Below are 22,765 nucleotides of genomic sequence, written 5' to 3'. Positions count from 1 at the left end.
GGGTCAGGCGCGGGTGTGGCGCAGCCGTACCGAGACCCAGCGGGCCCGGCGGCGCAGGATGTGCGGAATCCCCACCCTGAGGTCCGTGCCCGGCAGCTGCGGGGCGCCTCCCCGATGGGGGTTCGGGCCGCCTGTCGTACGGCGGTTGCGGGGTGCGTCACTGTAGTCGTGCGTCCAGCCCATACCCCGACGTCTGCCCTCGCCCCAAGGTCGATAACCTCCCGCACGCCCCTCAATCGGCCTATGCGCCGGGCATGTGGCCGTCCGTAGAACAGGTGTCCAGATCCGGATACCGGGCGCACCGGCACGGTCACCGATCGGGTTCGGGATCCTTGAGCCAGTTGACGAGTTCGGCGGAGAACGCCACCGGATCCTCCTCGTGCGGGAAGTGCCCGAGTCCCTCGAACAGACGCCAGCGGTACGGGGCTTCGACGTACTCGCCGGAGCCGGCCGCGCTCCGGGTCCGGGTGACCGGGTCCAGGGAGCCGTGCAGGTGCAGGGTGGGGACGCGCACCGGGCGTTTCATCCGGCGGTTGAACTGGATGCCGTCCGGCCGCGCGAGCGAGCGCACCAGCCAGCGGTACGGCTCGATCGAGCAGTGCGCGGTCGACGGGATGCACATGGCTTCCTGATAGACCTCCACCGCCTTGTCGTCCGGCAGCCGGGGCCCGGACCAGTCCCGGATCAGCCGGCCGACCAGCGCGCCGTCGTCGGCGGTGAGCTGCCGCTCGGGGATCCAGGGCCGCTGGAAGCCCCAGATGTAGGAGGCGGCGGCGGTCTGCCGGCGGTCCCGGAGCATCGCCGAGCGCCACCGCCGCGGATGGGGCATCGACACCACCGCGAGCCGCCGCACCAGCTTCGGGCGCATCGCGGCCGCCGTCCACGCCAGGTAGCCGCCCAGGTCATGCCCGACCAGCGCGGCGTCCGGCTCGCCCAGCGAACGGATCACCCCGGTGATGTCGAGCGCGAGGTTCGCCGGGTCGTAGCCGCGCGGGGTGCGGTCGCTGCCGCCGACGCCGCGCAGGTCCATCGCGACGGCCCGGAAGCCCGCGTCGGCGAGCGCGACCAGCTGGTGCCGCCAGGTCCACCAGAACTGGGGGAAGCCGTGCACCAGCATGACGAGCGGTCCGTCGCCGAGTTCGGCGATGTGGAAGCGGGCGCCGTTCGCGGCGACGTCCCGGTGCGTCCAGGGGCCCTCCGGCCGTACGGCCGAGGGAGCGGGATCGGTCATGAGGCCGAGCGTGCCACAGCCTCGAGTGCCGGCACCTCGTCCTGGGGGAGTTCCGGACGCGGATGCGGCTTGGCGTTCTGCAGCACGTTCGCCGTCTCCTTCATCGACGCGGCCACCTTCTGCGGGCCCCGGCCCTTCTTGGCCTTCTTCGCGAACACCACGCCGATCAGCGCGAGGACGGCGGCCACCAGGACGTTCGCCGCGAAGGACAGCAGGAAGCAGAGCGCGAGATTCCAGTGGCTCCAGGTCCGAATGCCGTACGCCAGAGCGAAGTTGAGCATCGGCAGGGAGAACAGCAGCAGCACCCCGGCCGCCGAGAACGCACCGCCGCTCGTCGCGCCCTTCTTGACGTCCTGCTTCAGCTGGGCCTTGGCCAGCGCGATCTCGTCGTGCACCAGCGCCGACATCTCGGCCGTGGCCGAGGCGAACAACTGGCCGATGCTGCGTTCGGCACCGACCGGGCTGCCGTCGGGTGCGCTCATCGCGGTCTCCCTCTGCGTCTTCGTCGTCTTCCGCACCGGTCCTGAGTACCGGTCTTTTTGTACCGTCTCGTCAGATCATGCCGGACGGCCGCCCTGCTCGCCTGCCCCGCCCGGCACTTCGGCAAGCGCGTCCCGCCCGCGGGCCCCTAGGGAGCGGCCTTCTCCGCGGCGATCCTGCGGTGTTCGGCGGCCTTCCGCTCGTAGATCTCCGCCATCCGCAGGTGGTACGCCGGGTCGTCCTCCTCGTACATGTCCGGGATGCCGTCGAGGTCGTCGTCCCGCTCCTCGGCCGCCACCAGCCTGCGGTAGCGGGTGTTGCGCATCTTCAGCAGCACCGTGGCGCACAGGGCCGCGATGAGCGAGCCGGTGAGCACGGCGGCCTTGACCTCGTCCGTGAGCACGGCCTCGCCCTCGAAGGCGAGCTCGCCGATGAGCAGGGACACGGTGAAGCCGATGCCGGCCAGCGAGGACACCGCGAAGACGTCGGCCCATTCGAGGTCCTCACTGAGCGAGGCCCGGGTGAAGCGGGCGGTCAGCCAGGTCCCGCCGAATATCCCGGCCGCCTTGCCGACGACCAGACCGAGGACGACGCCGAGCGTCTCCGGCTTGGTGAAGACGTCGCCGAGCGCCCCGCCCGACACCGTCACGCCGGCACTGAAGAGCGCGAACAGGGGCACGGCCAGCCCCGCCGACAGCGGCCGCACCAGGTGCTCGATGTGCTCACCGGGGGAGTGCTCCTCACCCGTTCGGGTGGTGCAGCGCAGCATCAGGCCCATGGCGACACCGGCGATGGTCGCGTGCACGCCGCTGTTGTACATCAGTGCCCAGTTCACGACCGCCAGCGGGACGTACACGTACCAGCCGCGTACGCCCCGGCGCAGCAGCAGCCAGAAGACGGCGAGGCCGAGGACCGCGCCGCCGAGCGCGGCGAAGTCGATCCGCTCGGTGAAGAAGATCGCGATGATCAGGATGGCGACCAGGTCGTCGACGACCGCGAGGGTGAGCAGGAAGGCCCGCAGGGCGCTCGGCAGCGAGGTGCCGATCACCGCCAGCACGGCCAGCGCGAAGGCGATGTCCGTGGCCGTGGGCACCGCCCAGCCGTGCGTGGAGCCGCCGCCGGTGAGGGTGGTGAGGATGTAGACGAGCGCCGGTACGGCCATCCCGCACAGCGCGGCGACCACCGGGAGGACGGCCGCCTCCGGGTCGCGCAGGTCACCGGCCACCAACTCGCGCTTGAGCTCGATGCCGGCGACGAAGAAGAACACCGCGAGCAGACCGTCGGCGGCCCAGTGGGCCACGGAGAGGTCCAGTCCGAGGGCTCCGGGGCCGAAGTGGAAGTCGGTGACGCGCTCATAGCTGTCATGGAGCGCGGGAATGTTCGCCCAGACCAGAGCGGCTATCGCGGCGATGAGCAGCAGCACACCGCCGACGGTCTCGGTCCGCAGCGCGTCCGCCACGATGGTCCGCTCGGGCAGCGAGAGCCGGCCCAGGGCCTTGCGGACGGGGGTGGTGCCAGGCGCGGACACGGGGAACCTCCGGTCGGTGGGCAGGACGGGACCACTTGCCGACCAGACTTCCCGGCACACCTTTCGGATCACGCTACTTTGCTTAGTTTACCTAAGGTGTGGTGGGGTCGCCAGGTGAGTTTCACGGTATGCGCAAAAAGAACACCCGGCGCGTTCCGCACCGGGTGCCCTTCAGGAAGCGGTGAGCCTCAGTCCTCGCTCGGCTGCACCGGGAGCTTCGCCTGGATGAGATCCATCACCGTGGAGTCGGTCAGCGTCGTGACGTCACCGAGTTGCCGGTTCTCCGCGACGTCGCGCAGCAGGCGGCGCATGATCTTGCCGGAGCGGGTCTTGGGCAGCTCCGCCACCGGCAGGATCCGCTTGGGCTTGGCGATCGGGCCGAGTGTCGAGCCGACGTGGTTGCGCAGGTCGGCGATGAGGCCCTTGTCCTCGGCGTTCGCCGTGCCGCGCAGGATCACGAAGGCGACGATCGCCTGCCCGGTCGTCTCGTCCGCCGCGCCGACCACGGCCGCCTCGGCGACCGACGGGTGGGACACCAGCGCCGACTCCACCTCGGTCGTCGAGATGTTGTGCCCGGAGACGAGCATGACGTCGTCCACCCGGCCGAGCAGCCAGATGTCGCCGTCGTCGTCCTTCTTCGCGCCGTCACCGGCGAAGTACCTGCCCTCGAAGCGAGACCAGTACGTGTCCAGGAACCGCTGGTCGTCGCCCCAGATCGTGCGCAGCATCGACGGCCAGGGCTCGGTCAGCACCAGGTAGCCGCCACCGCCGTTCGGCACCTCGTTCGCCTCGTCGTCGACGACGGTGGCAGAGATGCCGGGCAGCGGGGTCTGCGCCGAACCGGGCTTGGTCGCGGTGACGCCCGGCAGCGGCGAGATCATCATCGCGCCGGTCTCGGTCTGCCACCAGGTGTCCACGATCGGCGTCCGGTCGGCGCCGATGTGCTTGCGGTACCAGATCCACGCCTCGGGGTTGATCGGCTCACCGACCGAGCCGAGCACCCGCAGGCTGCTCAGGTCGAACTTCGCGGGGATGTCGTCGCCCCACTTCATGAACGTGCGGATCGCCGTCGGCGCGGTGTACAGGATCGTCACCCCGTACTTCTGGACGATCTCCCAGAACCTTCCCTGGTGCGGGGTGTCCGGGGTGCCCTCGTACATCACCTGGGTCGCGCCGTTGGCCAGCGGGCCGTAGACGATGTAGGAGTGGCCGGTCACCCAGCCGACGTCGGCCGTGCACCAGTACACGTCCGTCTCGGGCTTGAGGTCGAAGACCGCCCAGTGCGTGTACGACGTCTGGGTGAGGTAGCCGCCCGAGGTGTGCAGGATGCCCTTCGGCTTACCCGTGGTGCCGGACGTGTAGAGGATGAAGAGCGGGTGCTCGGCGCCGAAGGCCTCGGGGGTGTGCTCGGCGGACTGCCGTCCGACGAGCTCGTGCCACCACACGTCCCGCGTGTCGTCCCAGGCCACTTCCTGCCCGGTGCGGCGTACGACCAGCACGTGCTCGACGTTGTCCACCTTGCCGATCGCCTCGTCCACGGCCGGCTTGAGTGCGGCCGGCTTGCCGCGCCGGTAACCGCCGTCGGAGGTGATGACGACCTTGGCGTCCGCGTCCTGGATGCGGGTGGCCAGCGCGTCCGCCGAGAAGCCGCCGAAGACCACGGAGTGCGCGGCGCCGATCCGGGCGCAGGCGAGCATCGCGATCGCCGTCTCCGGGATCATCGGCATGTAGACCGCGACCCGGTCGCCCTTGCGGACTCCCAGCTCCAGCAGGGCGTTGGCCGCTCTGGAGACCTCGTCCTTGAGCTCGGCGTAGGTGATGGAGCGGCTGTCGCCGGGCTCGCCCTCGAAGTGGATGGCGACCCGGTCGCCGTTGCCGGCCTCCACGTGCCGGTCCACGCAGTTGTACGCGACGTTGAGTTCGCCGTCCTTGAACCACTTCGCGAACGGCGGGTTCGACCAGTCCAGCGTCTCGGTCGGCTCCTTGGCCCAGGTCAGCCGGCGGGCCTGCTCGGCCCAGAAGCCGAGCCTGTCAGCCTTGGCCTGTTCGTACGCCTCGGCCGTGACATTGGCTTTCTCTGCCAGGTCAGCGGGCGGCGCGAAGCGTCGCTCCTCCCTCAAGAGGTTGGCCAGGCTTTCGTTGCTCACGACATCTCCCTTTCGAAGGGTGTCCGTTGTGTCCCAGGCCACAGCTCATCAGACCTTGGGTCCCGGTGACAAGGGCCGCCGAATTATTGGTTTAGACCTATCAGGTAAGGCTGGTGCGGCCGGCGGGGCCGGTGTGGCGGTGCAGGGGTGGCTCCCGTGTGCCCGCACTCCCGGAACGCCCCCTTCCGTGACCCTGGCCTGGCGGGAGGAAATCACTTTTGGTAAATGAATCGTAATGCAGAGTAAAAGTCAGGAATGGATTTACTGCGCAAATGGGGGATCACCTCACTCCCATGGGTGAAGTGAGCAGTTCATCGGCTTGTCGTATTAATCCCTCTCTCGGTCCTATGCGACCTTTGCCGCGCTGTCGGCAGATACCCGGCACATCGCCATAAAACGCCGTCATCGGCGTTCGCCGAGAGAAGGAAGAAGGTGGGCGGAATTGGCCGCCACCCAGAGGATTGCGGTCGGCGCCGTGGCCGCCGCGGCCTGCGCCGCGTCGGTCGCCGGTTGCGCGACCGGTACCAACTCCGAGTCAGGGGCGTCCGGGCCGCAGAAGGGAGCGCCGGCGCCCCAGAGCGTGGTCCGTCTGATCGGTGACGGGTCCACCGCGTACACCGGGGTGCAGCCGCATCTGCCCCGGCCCGAGCGGCTCAAGGCCGGTGAGAAGCCACCGCAGTTCGTGGTGTTCTCCTGGGACGGCGCGGGCGAGGACAGCCAGAAGCTGTTCTCGCACTTCCGCAAGGTCGCCAAGGAGAACCACGCGAACATGACGTTCTTCCTCAGTGGTGTCTACATGCTGCCCGAGGAGAAGCGTGACCTGTACCGGCCCCCGCAGCACTCGCCCGGCAGCTCCGAGATCGGCTTCAACGACGCACAGGGCATCGCCGACACCGTCCAGCAGCTACGGCTGGCCTGGCTGGAGGGCAACGAGATCGGCACCCACTTCAACGGGCACTTCTGCGGCCCCGACGGCGGGGTCGGCGAGTGGTCGGTGGCCGAGTGGAAGAGCGAGATCGCCCAGGCCAAGCAGTTCGTGAAGACCTGGAAGACCAACACCGGCATGAAGGACGCCGCACCGCTGCCCTTCGACTACGACAAGGAGCTCGTCGGCGCCCGCACGCCCTGCCTGGAGGGACAGAAGAACTTCGTGAAGGCGGCGAGCCAGCTGGGCTTCCGCTACGACACCAGCGGTGTCAACAACCAGGTGTGGCCCAAGAAGAGGGAAGGGCTGTGGGACCTGTCCATGCAGCTGGTGCCCTTCCCCGGCCATTCCTACGAGCAGTTGACCATGGACTACAACTTCATGGTCAACCAGTCCGGCACGTCGACGCAGGGCGACCCCGACAAGTACGACTACTGGGGCGACCAGATGCGGGACGGGCTGCTCCAGGGCTTCAACCGCGCCTACAACGGCAACCGCGCGCCCCTCGTCATCGGCAACCACTTCGAGTCCTGGAACGGCGGCACCTACATGCGCGCCCTCGACGACGTCGTCGCGAACGTCTGCAACAAGCCCGAGGTGCGCTGTGTCTCCTTCCGGCAGCTGGCCGACTGGCTGGACGCCCAGGACCCGCAGGTTCTGGCGAGGCTGCGCACCCTGAACGTGGGCGAGGCTCCGCGGCAGGGCTGGGAGTCCTTCCTGTCCGGGCGTCCCGCCCCGGCACCGAAGGGGGTGCCCGGGGCGCCGGCGGTCAGGCAGTAGGCGCGGGACCGGGGTGGCCGTCCGTCATGCCGGGGCGGCCACTGTCTCGCCGAGCACGAATCCGGGGTCGACCTGCGCGGCCAGGTCGGTCCCGGTGCGCTCGTTGCCCCACGACAGGGCGTTCTTCAGGTGGAAGTGGACCATCTGCCGGGTGTAGCGCTCCCAGTCCCGCAGTTCGTACGTCGCGTCGGTGGCGGCCTTGAGGGTGCACAGGGCGCGGGAGTTGGAGTGCTCCAGGAGCTCGAACCGGGGCGGGCGGCCCTTCTCCATGGCGCGCACCCAGTCCGAGTGCCCGACCGTGACCAGCAGGTCCTCCCCGACCTCCGAGCGCAGGAAGTCGATGTCCTCCTGGCCCTGCACCTTGTTGCCCACGACCTTCAGGGCGACACCGAAGTCCCGGGCGTACTCCTTGTACTGGCGGTAGACGGAGACCCCCTTCCGGGTCGGCTCGGCGACGAGGAACGTGATGTCGAAGCGTGTGAACATGCCGGAGGCGAAGGAGTCCGAACCCGCCGTCATGTCGACCACGACGTACTCGTCGGGGCCGTCGACGAGGTGGTTCAGGAACAGCTCCACCGCTCCCGTCTTGGAGTGGTAGCAGGAGACCCCCAGGTCGGCTTCCGTGAAGGGTCCGGTGACCATCAGACGGACGGCGCCGCCGTCGAGTTCCACCGGCCGCGCGCAGGCGTCGTACACCGGGTTCGGCTCCCGCACCCGGACCAGCCGCGAGCCCTCGCCGGGCGGGGTGGTCTTGATCATCGTCGCCGCGGAGGCGATGCGCGGGTTGTGGCCGCGCAGGTAGTCCTTGATCAGGGAGAGCCGCTCGCCCATCGCGGGCAGCGCCTCCGCCTCCGTCTCGTCGAGGCCGAGCGCCGGGCCCAGGTGCTGGTTGATGTCGGCGTCGACGGCGACGACCGGTGCGCCGGCGGCCGCGAGATGGCGGATGAACAGGGAGGAGAGCGTGGTCTTGCCGCTGCCGCCCTTTCCGACGAAAGCAATTTTCATGTTCACGAAGAGTAGTGGAACAGTAGCTCTACGTGTCAGGGGAAGTGAAGAAGACCACTCAATCGTGGAGTCCTGGAACGGGGTGCGTAGGGTCGTACTCATGAGTACGACAGGTGCGACCGCCGACCCGCTCGCGGCCCTGGGCGCGCTGCCCGGGGTGGCCGAGTCCGTGGAGTCCGTGCGCAAGGCCGTGGACCGGGTCTACGGGCACCGGATCATGCGGCGCCGCAGCAACGCCGTCACCTCGGAGGCCGCGCTGCGGGCCGCCCGGGGCAGCGCCGCGCTGTCCGGTGCCGACTGGGCGCTGGAGGAGGTGCGGCGGCGCTCCGACTTCGGCGCGGACGACGACGCACGTGTGGTCGGTGCGGCCCTCCGGCTGACCGCGGAGGCGGGCCAGCTGCTCTCCGTGTGGCGGCAGTCGCCGCTGCGGGTGCTGGCCCGGCTGCATCTGGTGGCCGCCGCGACGCATGACGACCGGGTGGGCAGGCCGCGCCGGGCCGGTGAGGCCGTCGACGAGCCGCTGGTGGAGCTGCCGCTGCCGGACGCCGACGAGGTGTCGGGGCGTCTGGACGGGCTGGCCGAGCTGATCGTCGCGGGGAGCGAGGCGCCCGCGCTGGTGACGGCCGCCGTGGTGCACGGCGAACTGCTCGCGCTGCGGCCCTTCCCCTCGTGCAACGGTCTGGTCGCGCGGGCCGCCGAGCGGATCGTGCTGATCGGCAGCGGCCTGGACCCCAAGGCGATCTGTCCCGCCGAGGTCGGCCACGCCGAACTGGGCCGCGCCGCCTATCTGGCGGCTCTGGACGGCTATGTCTCCGGTACCGCGGAGGGGATGGCGGCCTGGATCGCGCACTGCGGGCGGGCCGTGGAGCTGGGTGTGCGCGAGTCGACCGCGGTGTGCGAGGCGCTGCAGCGAGGGGCGGCGTAGCGCGGGCGGTGCAGTGCGGGGCGGTGCGGCCGCCGTCCGGAAGGGGGGGAGACCCTGAACAGGGTTGCGGCGGTACGAGTTTCTCGTACCGCCGCTGGCATGCTCACTGGGTTACCAAGCGTCCTCGATATGTCGCCCATCAGGTCGGGTTCTTTGCCCGTCACCTGGTGCGGCTGGCCCGTAATCGACGGGTCGACGTCGCGTGGGTGCCCAGTGTTCATGCTCGGTCCGTGGGGCCAAATGCGTTTTAAAGGTGATCCTCTCGGATGTCCTTCGGTCTCGCGGGCCGCTAACCCCTTTGTACTGCAAGCTGGGAGCAAGCGGAAGTCCTGCCTACAGTTCTTTACTTTTCGCTTCAAAGATCCCTAAAGGGGCGGAAATGGGCCGAACGGGTGACCGAGGCCGCGGACCGCCGGTTCAGGCGACCGTGCTCCGGCGTCGGCTCGCGTACCAGACCAGGCCCGCGGTGGCGGCCGCCGCCCCTATCGCCGCCGCGGCGACCAGGGCCGGGCGCGGAGGCGCGGAGATCCGCTGCTTGAGCCGTACCGGCCGGTGGAAGTCCAGGATCGGCCAGCCACGGGTGAGGGCCTCGCGGCGCAGCGCGCGGTCCGGGTTCACGGCGTGCGGATGTCCGACCGCCTGGAGCATGGGCACGTCGGTCGCCGAGTCGCTGTAGGCGTAGCAGCGGTCGAGGTCGTACCCCTCGGACGCGGCCAGCTCCCGGACGGCGTCGGCCTTGGTCGGGCCGTATGCGTAGTACTCGACCTCGCCGGTGTAGCAGCCGTCCTCGCCGACGACCATGCGGGTGGCCACCACCCGGTCGGCGCCCAGGAGTTCGCCGATCGGCTCGACCACTTCCGCGCCCGAGGTGGACACGATGACCACGTCGCGGCCGGCCCGGTGGTGCTCCTCGATGAGGGAGGCGGCCTCGTCGTAGATGATCGGGTCGATCAGGTCGTGCAGGGTCTCGGCGACGATCTCCTTGACCTGCTGGACGTTCCAGCCACGGACGAGGCCGGACAGGTATGCGCGGGTGCGTTCCATCTGGTCGTGGTCCATGCCGCCGAGCAGGAACACGAACTGGGAGTACGCGTTGCGCAGCGCCGCCCTGCGGTTGATCAGACCGCCTTGGTAGAAGGACTTGCTGAAGGTGAGCGTGCTCGACTTCGCAATGACCGTCTTGTCCAGGTCAAAGAAGGCAGCTGTGCGGGGCAAGGAGTGGTTTTCCACGACCCCGAGCATAGGCGCCCACCATTCGGCGTAAGGTGGGGCGCGTGGGTTTGCCTGAGAAGCCTCTCGGGTACACCATGGAAGTCACGGATCGTTCGCGACCGTGCTAACCCGGTCCGGCTCCTCCCCCCCCCGAGTCGGCCGTGGAGACGACCCCCACTCTCCCCCCCGGTGGGGGTCGTCGCATGTCCGGGTGGGTTTTCCTCCTCTCTCGCGGGTCCTGAGGCCCTGGTCGGGCGACTTCGGTCGCTTCCTCCCGCATGCCCATGATTCATCACGCTGCGTAGTCGCGGCGCTGCGCTGTGGAAGCCCGCACCCCACGGAACGGCCCTCGCCGGTATGGGCGACAGCGATATTCACAACCATCGAGTTGTCCACAGTTTTGGACCAAGATCCACACGTTTTCCGGGTTCGCTGCACCGTGATTCCAGCGCGCTCCGGCGGCGGCGAGTTCACGGCCGGTTCCGTTTGTCGGGCGCCAATGGCCGGTTTCTGTCGGCCGTGCATAGGGAGGCCGCTTGCCGGTTCTCCGCACGTTTGGGAATCGCGCGGCCGCAGGGGCCGTGCGGGAGAACGCAGCCAAGGGGGAAGCTCACGTGGCCACAACCGTCACCCAGGACCCGCCGTCCGCCGCCTCGGGACGGCCCGGACGCCCGATGATCGTCACCGAGGACGCCGAACTCCTCGACGACCTGCTGCGCCTGTGCGCCGCGGCCGGCGCCGAACCGGAGGTCCACCACCGCCCGCCCGAACGCGGCGGCGGCTGGGAGTCCGCCCCGCTCGTCCTGGTCGGCGACGATGCCGCCCGGCGGGTGCGCGGCGCCGCCCGCCGGCGCGGGGTGGTGCTGGTCGGGCTCGACCAGGACGACCCCGATGTGTGGAAACGGGCCGTGGAGATCGGCGCGGACCACGTCCTGATGCTGCCCGACGGCGAGCAGTGGCTCGTGGACCGGATCGCCGACGTCGTCGAGGGCGTGGGCCGCCCGGCCCTCACCGTCGGCGTCATCGGCGGCCGCGGCGGGGCCGGCGCCTCGACGCTGGCCTGCGCGCTCGCCGTCACCTCCGCGCGCGAGGGACTGCGCACCCTGCTGGTGGACGCGGATCCGCTGGGCGGCGGAATCGACGTACTCCTCGGCGGCGAGACCGCCGAGGGTCTGCGCTGGCCCGCCTTCGCCGCCTCGCGCGGCCGGCTCGGCAGCGGCGCCCTGGAGGAGTCGCTGCCCGAACTGCACTCGCTGCGGATCCTCAGCTGGGACCGCGGCGACTGCGTGGCGATCCCGCCGCCCGCCGTCCGCGCGGTGCTCGCGGCCGCCAGGCGGCGCGGCGGCACGGTCGTCGTGGACCTGCCGCGCCGCCTCGACGACGAGGTCGCCGAGGTCCTCACCCAGCTCGACCTGGCCGTGCTGGTGGTCCCCGCCGAACTCCGCGCGATCGCGGCCGCCGGACGGGTGGCGGCCACCGTCGGCATGGTCGTGCGCGACCTCCGGGTGGCGGTCCGGGGGCCGTACGCGCCGGGGCTGGACGACCGCGAGGTGGCCCGGCTGCTCGGCCTGCCGCTGGCCGGCGAGGTACCCGACGAACCCGGCCTGGGCCGCCAGAACCGGAAACCGCCGGGCTCCGTCCCCCGTGGCCCGCTGTCCCGCTTCTGCAAGGGCTTCTGGGAGCGCACGCTGGTCGTCGAGAGCGGTGGTGCCGCATGAGGCGCGACGCCGCGGCCGCTGAGGGTCCGGCCCTGCTCGACGGGGTTCGCCGCTGGCTCGCCGAGAGCGGCGCCGAACCGACACCCGCGCGGGTCGCGCAGGCGCTGCGCGAACAGGGCCGGGTCCTCGGCGACGCCGAAGTGCTCGGCGCGGCCGAGCGGCTCCGTTCCGAACTGGTCGGCAGCGGCCCCCTGGAGCCCCTGCTCGCCGACCCCGCCGTGACCGATGTCCTGGTGACCGCCCCGGACCGGGTCTGGGTGGACCGCGGCGGCGGCCTGGAACTCACCGCGGTCACCTTCCCGGACGCGGCGTCGGTACGGCGCCTGGCGCAGCGGCTGGCCGCGGTGGCCGGCCGGCGCCTGGACGACGCGCGTCCCTGGGCGGACGCCCGGCTGCCCGACGGCACCCGCCTGCACGCGGTCCTGCCCCCGGTGGCCGTCGGCTGCACCTGCCTGTCCCTGCGGGTGGTGCGGCCCCGGGCGTTCACCCTCGACGAACTGGCCGCGGCCGGGACCGTGCCGCCGGGCGGCGACCGGATCCTGCGGGCACTCATCGCGGCCCGGCTCTCCTTCCTGGTCAGCGGCGGCACGGGGACCGGCAAGACGACCCTGCTGAGCGCCCTGCTCGGCCTGGTGGGACCGGGCGAGCGGATCGTGCTCGCCGAGGACTCGGCGGAGCTCAGGCCCGAACACCCGCACGTCGTACGGCTGGAGACCAGACCCGCCAACCAGGAGGGCGCCGGCCTCGTCACCCTGGAGGATCTGGTCCGGCAGGCCCTGCGGATGCGCCCCGACCGGCTCGTCGTCGGTGAGGTCCGCGGGCCCGAGGTGGTCCACCTGCTGGCCGCGCTCAACACCGGTCACGAGGGTGGCTGCGGCACCGTGCACGCCAACGCGGCCGCGGACGTACCGGCCCGCCTGGAGGCCCTCGGTACGGCCGCCGGGCTCGACCGGGCCGCCCTGCACAGCCAGCTGGCGGCCGCGCTGTCGGTGGTGCTGCACCTCGTGCGGGACCACGCGGGCCGGCGGCGGATCGCCGAGGTGCACGTCCTGGAGCGGGATCCCTCCGGGCTGGTGCGCACGGTCCCGGCGCTGCGCTGGCACACGCGGGCGTTCGCGCGGGAGCGGGGGTGGGAGCGGCTGCGGGGGCTGCTCGGCGGTGACGTGGGCGGGCTGTGAGCTGCGAAATGTGGCCCGAGAAGTGCGACCTCAGAACTGTGGGCTGTGGGCTGTGGGCTTGAAGCGACCGGGGTGACCGGGGTGACGGGGGTGACGGGGTGACCGGTGGGTTCGGAGTGGCTGGCCGGTTCCGGTCGGAAGTGACCGCGGTGACCGATGACTTGAGAGGGATGTGCGTGATGGGTGAGACGACGGCCGGTGCGGCCCTGGTGTGCGGTGGGGTCGTGGCCTGGCTCCTGGCCGAGCGGCAGCGCGAGGTACGGCGGACGCGGCTGCTGCTCGCCGGCGGTGGGACGGTGGCCACCGGACCGCCCTCCTGGGCGCGGGCGCTCACGGAACTGCGGCGGCTGCGCGGCCGTTGGCGGGCGGAGTGGTGGGCCCCGGCCGCCGGGGTGGCGCTCGCGCTTCTCGCCGCCTCGGTCCTGCCGGTCCTCGCGGGGGCGGCCGGAGTGCCGGTGCTGCGCCGGGTGCGGCTGGCCCGGCAGGCGCGGCGGACCCGGCAGGCGCGCGCCGACGCGGTGATCGCGCTGTGCGGTGCGCTCGCCGGCGAGGTGCGCGCGGGACGGCAGCCGGGTGAGGCCCTGCTGCTCGCCGCGCGGGACTCCGGCGGGCTCGGCGAGGCCCGTCCGGCAGTGGTCGCGGCGGCACGCTTCGGCGGGGACGTGCCGGGCGCGCTGGCGGTGGCCGCGCGACAGTCCGGCGCCGACGGCCTGTTGGGGCTCGCGGCCTGCTGGCGGGTGGCCGTCGACCAGGGCGCCGGTCTCGCGGCCGGCCTGGACCGCCTGGACGCCGCCCTGCGCGCGGAACGGGACCAACGCGCCGACCTGCGCGCTCAGTTGTCGGGTGCGCGGGCCACCGCGGTGCTGCTCGCCGCCCTGCCCGCCCTGGGGCTGTTGCTCGGCTCGGCCATGGGCGCCGACCCGCTGCGGGTGCTGCTGCACACCGGGGTCGGCCTCGGCTGCCTGGTCGTCGGCGCCGTGTTCGAGGGCGCCGGGTTGTGGTGGGCGGCCCGGATCGTGCGGGGAGCTGAGGCGGCGTGAGCGCGGAGGCTGTCCACAGGCTGGGGATGACGGTCGCGCCGCTGACGGCCTTCGGCTGGTCGGCCTGGCGGCTGGAGCGGGCCAGACGCGGGCGTCGGGTCCGGCGGAAGGCGGCCGAACTGCTCGGGCCGCGGCGGCCGGAGCGGGCGGAGAACCGCGCCGACGTCAGCGGTGCCGTCCGCAGATGGCTGCCGGTCGTCGGCGTCCTGTGCGGCGGCTGGGTGCTGGTCGGAGGGGTCCTCGGGGCGCTGCTGGGACTGGGCGTCGCGGTCGGGCTCTGGCGGTGGCGGAGCCGAACCGGCGACGCGGACCGGGCGGCCGAGTCGGAGGCGGCCGAGGCCGCGCGCCAACTCCCGCTCGCCGCTGACCTCCTGGCGGCCTGTATCGCCGCGGGGGCCGGTCCGGTGGAAGCCGCCCAGGCCGTCGGAGAGGCCCTCGGCGGACCCGTCGGTGAGGGGCTGGCGAGGGGTGCGGCGGAGGTACGGCTGGGCGGCGAACCGGCGGCTGCCTGGCGGCGGTTGGCCGGGCTGCCGGGTGCCGCCGCGCTGGCCCGGCTGCTGGAGCGGGCGGACCGGTCCGGACTCCCGGCGGCCGCACCCGTCGCCCGGCTCGCCTCGGACGCCCGCGCCGAGTGGGCACGCGGCGCGACCGAGCGGGCGCGGCGGGCCGCCGTGCTGATCTCGGCACCGGTGGGGCTGTGCTTTCTGCCCGCGTTCATCGCGGTGGGCGTGCTCCCCGTGGTGACCGGGCTCGCGGGCGGGGTGCTGCGAGGAGGTGGTGGCTGACGGGCGCGACAGCGGGGCCGCCGACGACGGCCGACGCCGGGTCCGAGCAGGGGCCGGCAGGGCAAGCCCTCTGCAAGTCCACATGAACCCATACGAATACATGCGAGGCGGTACGAGGCCTGCAAGGCCCCACGAGGCCACACGAATCCAATCCATGCAAATACATGCAAGTCAATGCAAGTAAGCGCAAGTCAGCGCAAGCACAGGTGAGTTCAAGGGAGTCGAGATGCGCGAGATGTACTGGAAGATGTGGAAGCTGGCGCGGCGGGACGCCGGGATGGTCACCTCCGAATACGCGATGGGGATCATCGCCGCCGTCGGGTTCGCGGCGGTCCTCTACGCGGTCGTGACGAGCGGGCAGGTCAGCGCGGAGCTCCAGGCGATCGTGAAACGAGCCCTCAGTGCGCGGATGTGAGCGCGGGCGTGGGACGGACCGGGGGTTCGTGACCGCGGAGGCGGCCGTGGTGCTGCCGGTACTGGTGGCGTTCACGATGGCGCTGGTGTGGGGGCTCCTCGTGGTGGCCGCCCAGATCCGGTGCCTGGACGCCGCCCGCACCGGCGCGCGCGCCGCGGCGCGGCAGGACGCCGAGGACGCGGTGGTCGCGGTGACGAAGGAGGCGGCGCCGGAAGGGGCGACGGTGACGGTCGGCCGGGAGGAGGACCGGGTCCGGGTGACGGTGGTGGCGAGGCCGCCGCTGCTGGGCGCGCTGCCGTTCGAGGTGCGGGAGTCGGCGGTCGCCTTGGCGGAGGGGCCTGCGGGGGCGGCGCCGTGAGGGGGCGTGCGGTGGCCGGGTGGCAGTGGTCCGGTGGGGGCTGGTCGCGGCCGCGTGGCGGAGCCGCACGTGTCACCGCCGCGCGTCTCTTCGGGACACGTCGCTGCGGGGCGCGCGATCGAGGCTCCGCCACTGTCTGGAGCGTCGGTGCGATCGCCGTGCTGTGCGTGGTGTTCGCAGCGGTGCTGGGGCTGGGGCACGCCGTGGTCGTCAGGCATCACGCGGCCGCGGGTGCGGACATGGCCGCCCTCGCGGCGGCGGACCACTGGGCCGAGGGGACCGCGGCGGCCTGCGCCCGTGCCGACCGGGTGGCGCGGGCCCAGGCCGCGCGGCTGACGAGGTGCGTGATCGTCGGTGACATCTCGGACGTCTCGGCGGCCTCGGGCGGTGGACCGTTCGCGGCGGAGGTCCGAGCCAGAGCCGGCCCCGCCACGACGCGCTCCTGAGAACGCGGTCCCGACAACGTGCTCCTGAGAACGCGGTCCCGACAACGCGTCTCAAAGTTGCGCATGGCTGCGCCACGTGCGGCTCCGCCGCCTCGGCGTGACCGGCCCCGGCTCCCACCGCCCGCGCTGACCCGGCCACCTACCCCGGCGCCCCCCGAAGCAGCACCGTGAGGAGCCGCACCGCCCCACGCTTGTGCAGGGGCTCGTTCCCGTTGCCGCACTTGGGGGACTGGATGCAGGACGGGCATCCGGCGTCGCACTCGCACGCGGCGATCGCCTCCCGGGTGGCCGTCAGCCAGGTGCGGGCGGTGTGGAAGGCGCGTTCGGCGAAGCCGGCGCCGCCGGGGTGGCCGTCGTAGACGAAGACCGTCGGCAGGAGCGTGTCCGGGTGCAGCGGGATCGACACGCCGCCGATGTCCCAGCGGTCGCAGGTCGCGAAAAGCGGGAGCAGGCCGATGGAGGCGTGTTCGGCGGCGTGCAGGGCGCCGCCCAGGATCTCGGGGGTGATGCGGGCCTCGTCCAGCTGGTCCTCGGTCACGGTCCACCACACCGCGCGGGTGCGCAGCGTACGCGGAGGGAGGTCGAGTTTCGTCTCGCCCAGGACTTCGCCGGTGATCAGCCGGCGGCGCAGGAAGGAGACCACCTGGTTGGTGACCTCGACGGAGCCGTAGCAGAGCCGGCCGTCGCCCCAGGGGACCTCGGTGTCCGTCTCCAGGACGGAGATGGCCGTGGTGTCGCGGGCGACCGTGGAGTACGGCGGCTCGGCCTGTTCCACGAGGGCCACCGAGTCCTCCAGGTCCAGGGTCCGTACGAGGTAGGTGCGGCCCTGGTGAAGGTGGACCGCACCCTCGTGGACCGTGGAGTGGGCGGCGCTCGCGTCCACCGTGCCGAGCAGGCGTCCGGTGCCCGTCTCGACGACCTGCACCGGGCGGCCGCCCTCGCCGCGGATGTCGGTCAGGTCGGCGGCCCGCTCCCGGCGGGTCCAGTGCCAGGCCCTGGTCCGGCGGCGCAGCAGCTTCGCGGCCTCCAGCTGCGGCAGCAGTTCCTTGCAGGCGGGGCCGAAGAGGTCGAGGTCGTCGTCGGTGAGCGGGATCTCCGCCGCGGCGGCGCACAGGTGCGGGGCGAGGACGTACGGGTTGTCGGGGTCCAGGACGGTGGATTCCACCGGTCGGTCGAACAGGGCCTCGGGGTGATGGACCAGGAAGGTGTCCAGCGGGTCGTCGCGGGCGATCAGGACGGCGAGAGCGCCCTGCCCCGTGCGTCCCGCCCGGCCCGCCTGCTGCCACACAGAGGCCCTGGTACCGGGGTACCCGGCGATCAGTACGGCGTCGAGCCCGGAGACGTCCACGCCCAGCTCCAGGGCCGTCGTGGCGGCAAGTCCGAGGAGTTCCCCGGAGTGCAGCGCGCGTTCCAGGGCGCGCCGCTCCTCGGGGAGGTAGCCGCCGCGATAGGCCGCGACACGCCGGGCGAGGGACCGGTCGACCTCCGCCAGCCGTTCCTGGGTGATGACGGAGATCAGCTCCGCGCCGCGCCGGGAGCGCACGAAGGCGACCGAGCGCACGCCCTGGACGGCGAGGTCGGTCAGCAGGTCGGCGGTCTCGGCGGTGGCGGTACGGCGGACGGGGGCGCCCTTCTCGCCGTGCAGCTCGGTCAGCGGCGGCTCCCACAGGGCGAACACCAGCTCGCCGCGCGGGGAGGCGTCGTCGGCGATCTCCACGACCGGCAGGCCGGTGAGGCGGCCGGCGGCCACGGCCGGCTCGGCGGCGGTGGCGGAGGCCAGCAGGAAGACCGGGGAGGCGCCGTAGCGGGCGCACAGGCGACGCAGCCGGCGCAGCACCTGGGCGACGTGCGAGCCGAAGACGCCCCGGTAGGTGTGGCACTCGTCGATGACGACGTACTTCAGCGCCTTCAGGAAGGAGGCCCAGCGGGCGTGCCCGGGGAGGATGCCGCGGTGCAGCATGTCGGGGTTGGTGAGCACGTAGTTGGCGTACTGGCGGACCCACTCGCGTTCCTCGTACGGGGTGTCGCCGTCGTACACCGCGGGGCGCACGGCGTTGCCGAGGGGCTGTGAAAGTTCCTTCACGGCACGGCACTGGTCCGCCGCCAGCGCCTTGGTGGGGGCCAGGTAGAGGGCGGTGGCGCCGCGGCCGTTGGCGGCCTCGGAGCCGTCCAGGAGGGTGGACAGGACCGGTACGAGATAGGCCAGGGACTTGCCGGAGGCGGTGCCGGTGGCGACCACCACCGAGTCGCCGTCCAGGGCGTGCTCGGCGGCCAGCGCCTGGTGCTCCCAGGGGTGCTCGATGCCGCACTCGCGCACGGCCGCGACGACCTCCGAACGAATCCGGTCAGGCCAGACGGCATGCCGACCCGCGCGCGGGGGCAAGTGCTCCGTATGAGTGATGCGCGAAGCCCGGCTCGGCCCGGAGGCGAGCCGGTCCAGGACCGTGCCCGGAGAGAACCCGGGGGCGGCCGAAACCGGTGGTCGATCGGATCGGTGATTTATGGCCATCGGGGACGAGTGTGTCACTGGCATGACGGACAATGGGGCCAAGGCGTCGTGCACGCCTGCCGGTAAGTGATTGAATGCCATCGCGGCTGGCGAACCGTCCCGGGGGCCGCAGGCCGAGTCCCAAGGGGCGACCGCTCGATAGCAAGGTGCTGGAGGATCCGTGGACCTGTCCCTGTCGACCCGTACAGTCGGCGATCGTACGGTCGTCGAGGTCGGTGGCGAAATCGACGTATATACCGCGCCCAAGCTGCGCGAGCAGCTGGTCGAGCTGGTGAACGACGGGAATTTCCACCTCGTCGTCGACATGGAGGGCGTGGACTTCCTCGACTCCACCGGGCTCGGCGTACTGGTCGGCGGTCTGAAGCGTGTGCGTGCCCATGAGGGCTCGCTGCGCCTGGTCTGCAACCAGGAGCGCATTCTGAAGATCTTCCGTATCACCGGCCTCACCAAGGTGTTCCCGATCCACACCTCGGTCGAGGAAGCGGTGGCGGCCACCGACTGACCCCGGGGCCGGCCGACGTACCCGGACCGCCATCGGTCCGCGCCGTCCGGTCGGCCCTCGGCACGGGCTCGTACGCGCCGTACGGGCGCCCGTGCCGCCCCCGCCCGTTCGGGCCCGCGTGCCCGATTCGGCAGCCGTTCACGGGCCGCGGCCCGCGGCGGACGCACTTCAGCGGGGGTCCGGGTGCATCGGCGGCCCGGCCCCCTACCGCACGCCCGTAGTTCCGAGGGGGACGTATGGCCACCGTTGAACTCCGCTTCAGCGCGCTGCCCGAGCACGTCCGCACCGCCCGACTGGTGGCGGCGGCGGTGGCTCGCAGGGCCGGAGTGGACGAGGCCGTCCTGGACGAGGTCCGGCTGGCCGTCGGCGAGGCCTGCTCCCGTGCCGTGGGTCTGCACCAGGCGGCCGGCATCACCGAGCCGGTGCGGGTGGCGCTGGTCGAAGAGGAGAAACAGTTCTCCATCGAGGTCGGCGACGAGGCACCCCGTTCCGTTCCCGGTGACCGGGCGTCCGGCGCCGCCGACGCCAACGTGGAGACCGAGGAGGACGAGATGGGCCTCGCGGTCATCAGCGGCCTCGTCGACGACGTGGAGGTCACCGCCGGGGAGCACGGCGGGCTGATCCGCATGACCTGGCCGACGACCCCGCCGGGGGTCGCGCTCACCTGAGCTTCCGCTGGGGGAGCTTCCCCCTGCCGCCGCACGCGACCGTGTACCGAAGGGCCCTACCGAGTAGGGCCCTTCGGCATGTGCGCGCCACCCGCGACCGGTCGTACTGTGATCTCGTGCGATGGATTTAGTGAATTCCTTCACGATCAATCAGGTGATAATTCGATCAAGTAAACGCCGCCGTCAATGCTTTTAGGGCGTTACCGCTTTCGGGTTCGTCGGTTGACCTCGATCATTTGCTGAAGAGGCACGAGAAGGCCAATTCCGTTTACCGTCCCCTGTTTAGATCACTCGCGGGTACCTAGAATCCGTCCACATCTTGAGCTCAGCCCAAGCGTCAAGGAGGACGAATGGCGGGGCTTTCTACCCCTCATCAGTTTGGCCATCCCACAACCATCGCGGCCGCAGTCCTGACCGACGACAACCGGGTCCTGGTGGCGGTCATCGCCGCCGTGGCGCTGGCCGCGCTCGTGGTCGCGTGGATCCTGGTGCGCCAGGTGCTCGCGGCGGGCGAGGGCACCGACAGCATGAAGAAGATCGCGGCGGCGGTCCAGGAAGGCGCCAACGCCTATCTGGGCCGGCAGTTGCGCACCCTCGGCGTATTCGCCGTCGTGGTGTTCTTCCTGCTCCTGCTGCTGCCCGCGGACGACTGGAATCAGCGCGCCGGCCGGTCGATCTTCTTCCTGATCGGAGCGGCCTTCTCGGCGACCACGGGTTATATCGGCATGTGGCTCGCCGTGCGCAGCAATGTGCGGGTCGCCGCGGCGGCCCGCGAAGCCACTCCGGCGGAAGGCGAACCGGAAAAGGATCTCACCGCCGTCTCGCACAAGGCCATGAAGATCGCTTTCCGCACGGGCGGCGTCGTCGGCATGTTCACGGTGGGGCTCGGCCTGCTCGGCGCCTCCTGCGTGGTGCTGGTGTACGCGGCCGACGCGCCGAAGGTGCTCGAGGGCTTCGGCCTCGGCGCCGCCCTGATCGCCATGTTCATGCGTGTCGGCGGCGGCATCTTCACCAAGGCGGCCGACGTCGGCGCCGACCTCGTCGGCAAGGTCGAGCAGGGCATTCCGGAGGACGACCCGCGCAATGCCGCGACCATCGCCGACAACGTGGGCGACAACGTCGGCGACTGCGCGGGCATGGCGGCCGACCTCTTCGAGTCGTACGCCGTGACCCTGGTCGCCGCGCTGATCCTCGGCAAGGCGGCCTTCGGCAACTCCGGACTGGCCTTCCCGCTCCTGGTACCGGCCATCGGCGTGCTCACCGCGATGATCGGCATCTTCGCGGTCGCCCCGCGCCGCAGCGACCGCAGCGGCATGAGCGCCATCAACCGCGGCTTCTTCATCTCCGCGGTGATCTCGCTGGTGCTGGTCGCGATCGCGGTCTTCGTCTACCTGCCGGGGACGTACTCCGACCTGCACGGCGTCACCGACGCGGCCATCCGGGCCAAGGACGGCGACCCGCGGATCCTCGCGCTCGTCGCGGTGGCGATCGGCATCCTGCTCGCGGCGGTCATCCAGCAGCTGACCGGCTACTTCACCGAGACCAACCGGCGTCCCGTCATGGACATCGGCAAGACCTCGCTCACCGGCCCGGCCACCGTCGTCCTCGCCGGCATCTCGGTCGGCCTGGAATCGGCCGTCTACACCGCCCTGCTGATCGGCCTCGGCGTCTACGGCGCGTTCCTGCTCGGCGGTACGTCGATCATGCTCGCGCTGTTCGCGGTGGCGCTGGCCGGCACCGGCCTGCTCACCACGGTCGGCGTCATCGTCGCCATGGACACCTTCGGGCCGGTCTCCGACAACGCCCAGGGCATCGCGGAGATGTCCGGCGACGTCGAGGGGGCGGGCGCCCAGGTGCTCACCAACCTGGACGCCGTCGGCAACACGACCAAGGCCATCACCAAGGGCATCGCGATCGCCACCGCCGTCCTCGCGGCGTCGGCGCTCTTCGGGTCGTACCGGGACGCGATCACCACGAACGTGCAGGACGTGGGCGCGAAACTGAGCGGACCGGGCTCGCCGTTGACCCTGTCCCTCGACATCTCGCAGCCCAACAACCTGGTCGGCCTCATCGCCGGCGCGGCGGTCGTCTTCCTCTTCTCCGGACTCGCCATCAACGCCGTGTCGCGGTCGGCGGGTTCGGTGGTCTTCGAGGTGCGGCGGCAGTTCCGCGAGCACCCCGGGATCATGGACTACACGGAGACGCCCGAGTACGGCAAGGTCGTCGACATCTGCACCAAGGACGCCCTGCGCGAGCTGGCCACGCCGGGACTGCTCGCCGTGATGGCGCCCATCTTCATCGGGTTCACGCTCGGCGTCGGCGCCCTCGGCTCCTACCTCGCGGGCGCGATCGGCGCGGGCACCCTGATGGCCGTCTTCCTGGCCAACTCCGGTGGCGCCTGGGACAACGCCAAGAAGCTCGTCGAGGACGGCCACCACGGCGGCAAGGGCAGCGAGGCCCACGCCGCCACGGTCATCGGCGACACGGTCGGCGACCCCTTCAAGGACACCGCGGGCCCCGCGATCAACCCGCTGCTCAAGGTCATGAACCTGGTCTCCCTGCTCATCGCCCCCGCGGTGATCAAGTTCTCCTACGGGCATGACAAGAGCATCGGCATCCGGATCCTGATCGCGGTCCTCGCGCTGGTCGTGATCGTCGGCGCGGTGTACGTCTCCAAGCGGCGCGGAATCGCCGTCGGCGACGACGAGGACAGTGCCGAACGCGTGGCCAATCCGGCGGATCCCGCGGTGGTTTCGTAGGCGGTCCTGCAACACCCGCCGGAGCCCTCACGCGGGGGACCGGTCAACGAGCGGGCGGACGGCGTGTGCTGACACGCCGTCCGCCCGCTCCGCGTGTCCAGGGAGTTCGCCCCTGCCCGGAACGCCGCCGTCGTGCTCCGCGCGCCGGAGTGCG

Annotated in this window: 19 protein-coding genes and 1 pseudogene; 12 read left to right on the top strand and 8 right to left on the bottom strand. The window is 71.5% G+C overall.

All coding sequences use genetic code 11. The features are described 5' to 3' along the window. Positions 1–3: 3 nt before the first annotated feature. The 5 genes and pseudogenes from AB0M11_RS22640 to acs all read right to left on the bottom strand — a co-directional run bounded on the left by AB0M11_RS22640 (position 4) and on the right by acs (position 5,386). The gene (locus AB0M11_RS22640; RefSeq protein WP_365708182.1) at positions 4–183 is read right to left on the bottom strand and encodes a hypothetical protein; all 180 of its coding nucleotides are present in this window, start codon (positions 181–183) and stop codon (positions 4–6) included. Between the two features lie 127 nt (positions 184–310). Then, positions 311–1,231: an alpha/beta hydrolase gene (locus AB0M11_RS22635; protein ID WP_365708180.1), complete on the bottom strand. Its 921-nt coding sequence runs from the start codon at positions 1,229–1,231 to the stop codon at positions 311–313. Then, positions 1,228–1,713 (bottom strand): phage holin family protein, encoded by a 486-nt coding sequence (locus AB0M11_RS22630; protein ID WP_365708178.1) that lies wholly within the window; start codon positions 1,711–1,713, stop codon positions 1,228–1,230. Before AB0M11_RS22630 ends, AB0M11_RS22635 begins: the two co-directional genes overlap by 4 nt. Before the next feature lie 75 nt (positions 1,714–1,788). Further along, positions 1,789–3,239 (bottom strand): annotated as a pseudogene (gene nhaA, locus AB0M11_RS22625) (Na+/H+ antiporter NhaA). Positions 3,240–3,427: 188 nt separating this feature from the next. Continuing rightward, the gene (gene acs / locus AB0M11_RS22620; RefSeq protein ID WP_365708176.1) at positions 3,428–5,386 is read right to left on the bottom strand and encodes an acetate--CoA ligase; all 1,959 of its coding nucleotides are present in this window, start codon (positions 5,384–5,386) and stop codon (positions 3,428–3,430) included. A gap of 442 nt (positions 5,387–5,828) precedes the next feature. On the opposite strand from acs, the gene AB0M11_RS22615 reads away from it, so the two are divergent. Then, complete coding sequence (locus tag AB0M11_RS22615; protein ID WP_365708174.1) at positions 5,829–7,091, top strand: hypothetical protein; 1,263 nt, start codon at positions 5,829–5,831, stop codon at positions 7,089–7,091. 24 nt (positions 7,092–7,115) lie between these two features. Here AB0M11_RS22615 and AB0M11_RS22610 read toward each other — a convergent pair whose 3' ends face one another. Further along, complete coding sequence (locus AB0M11_RS22610) at positions 7,116–8,096, bottom strand: ATP-binding protein (RefSeq protein WP_365708171.1); 981 nt, start codon at positions 8,094–8,096, stop codon at positions 7,116–7,118. Between the two features lie 100 nt (positions 8,097–8,196). Between AB0M11_RS22610 and AB0M11_RS22605 the strand changes: the two genes are divergently transcribed. Continuing rightward, positions 8,197–9,021, top strand: a complete 825-nt coding sequence (locus AB0M11_RS22605) for an oxidoreductase (protein ID WP_365708169.1) — start codon at positions 8,197–8,199, stop codon at positions 9,019–9,021. Positions 9,022–9,438: 417 nt separating this feature from the next. On the opposite strand, the gene AB0M11_RS22600 is transcribed toward AB0M11_RS22605, so the two are convergent. Then, positions 9,439–10,263 (bottom strand): HAD family hydrolase, encoded by an 825-nt coding sequence (locus AB0M11_RS22600; RefSeq protein ID WP_365708167.1) that lies wholly within the window; start codon positions 10,261–10,263, stop codon positions 9,439–9,441. 584 nt (positions 10,264–10,847) lie between these two features. Between AB0M11_RS22600 and ssd the strand changes: the two genes are divergently transcribed. The 7 genes from ssd to AB0M11_RS22565 all read left to right on the top strand — a co-directional run bounded on the left by ssd (position 10,848) and on the right by AB0M11_RS22565 (position 16,173). Then, on the top strand, positions 10,848–11,951 hold the full coding sequence (ssd, locus tag AB0M11_RS22595) for a septum site-determining protein Ssd (protein WP_365708165.1): 1,104 nt from the start codon (positions 10,848–10,850) through the stop codon (positions 11,949–11,951). Next, positions 11,948–13,129: a TadA family conjugal transfer-associated ATPase gene (locus AB0M11_RS22590; protein ID WP_365708163.1), complete on the top strand. Its 1,182-nt coding sequence runs from the start codon at positions 11,948–11,950 to the stop codon at positions 13,127–13,129. Before ssd ends, AB0M11_RS22590 begins: the two co-directional genes overlap by 4 nt. 170 nt (positions 13,130–13,299) lie before the next feature. After that, entirely contained in the window at positions 13,300–14,169 is an 870-nt protein-coding gene (locus AB0M11_RS22585) for a type II secretion system F family protein (protein WP_365708204.1), read from the top strand. Further along, complete coding sequence (locus tag AB0M11_RS22580) at positions 14,166–14,954, top strand: type II secretion system F family protein (RefSeq protein WP_365708161.1); 789 nt, start codon at positions 14,166–14,168, stop codon at positions 14,952–14,954. Before AB0M11_RS22585 ends, AB0M11_RS22580 begins: the two co-directional genes overlap by 4 nt. A gap of 226 nt (positions 14,955–15,180) precedes the next feature. Then, a complete protein-coding gene (locus AB0M11_RS22575) occupies positions 15,181–15,369 on the top strand; it encodes a DUF4244 domain-containing protein (RefSeq protein ID WP_365708159.1) in 189 nt (62 codons plus the stop codon). A gap of 28 nt (positions 15,370–15,397) precedes the next feature. Beyond that, positions 15,398–15,727: a TadE family type IV pilus minor pilin gene (locus AB0M11_RS22570; RefSeq protein WP_365708157.1), complete on the top strand. Its 330-nt coding sequence runs from the start codon at positions 15,398–15,400 to the stop codon at positions 15,725–15,727. Between the two features lie 152 nt (positions 15,728–15,879). Continuing rightward, positions 15,880–16,173 carry an Rv3654c family TadE-like protein gene (locus AB0M11_RS22565; protein ID WP_365708202.1) on the top strand — a complete coding sequence of 98 codons (294 nt, stop codon included), beginning with the start codon at positions 15,880–15,882 and terminating at the stop codon, positions 16,171–16,173. A gap of 139 nt (positions 16,174–16,312) precedes the next feature. Here AB0M11_RS22565 and AB0M11_RS22560 read toward each other — a convergent pair whose 3' ends face one another. Further along, positions 16,313–18,763 (bottom strand): DEAD/DEAH box helicase, encoded by a 2,451-nt coding sequence (locus tag AB0M11_RS22560; protein ID WP_365708155.1) that lies wholly within the window; start codon positions 18,761–18,763, stop codon positions 16,313–16,315. 79 nt (positions 18,764–18,842) lie between these two features. On the opposite strand from AB0M11_RS22560, the gene bldG reads away from it, so the two are divergent. The 3 genes from bldG (at position 18,843) to AB0M11_RS22545 (ending at position 22,611) form a co-directional block, all read left to right on the top strand. Continuing rightward, the gene (bldG, locus tag AB0M11_RS22555; protein WP_010986038.1) at positions 18,843–19,184 is read left to right on the top strand and encodes an anti-sigma factor antagonist BldG; all 342 of its coding nucleotides are present in this window, start codon (positions 18,843–18,845) and stop codon (positions 19,182–19,184) included. A 236-nt stretch (positions 19,185–19,420) separates the two neighbouring features. Continuing rightward, the gene (locus AB0M11_RS22550; protein ID WP_365708153.1) at positions 19,421–19,852 is read left to right on the top strand and encodes an ATP-binding protein; all 432 of its coding nucleotides are present in this window, start codon (positions 19,421–19,423) and stop codon (positions 19,850–19,852) included. A 350-nt stretch (positions 19,853–20,202) separates the two neighbouring features. Then, a complete protein-coding gene (locus AB0M11_RS22545) occupies positions 20,203–22,611 on the top strand; it encodes a sodium-translocating pyrophosphatase (protein WP_365708151.1) in 2,409 nt (802 codons plus the stop codon). Positions 22,612–22,765 lie beyond the last annotated feature (154 nt).

This window comes from Streptomyces sp. NPDC051987 (assembly GCF_040680735.1).
In the GTDB taxonomy this organism is placed as follows: domain Bacteria; phylum Actinomycetota; class Actinomycetes; order Streptomycetales; family Streptomycetaceae; genus Streptomyces.
The sequence above is the reverse complement of the archived record's forward strand: the minus strand, read 5'-3'. Positions and strand labels throughout refer to the sequence as shown.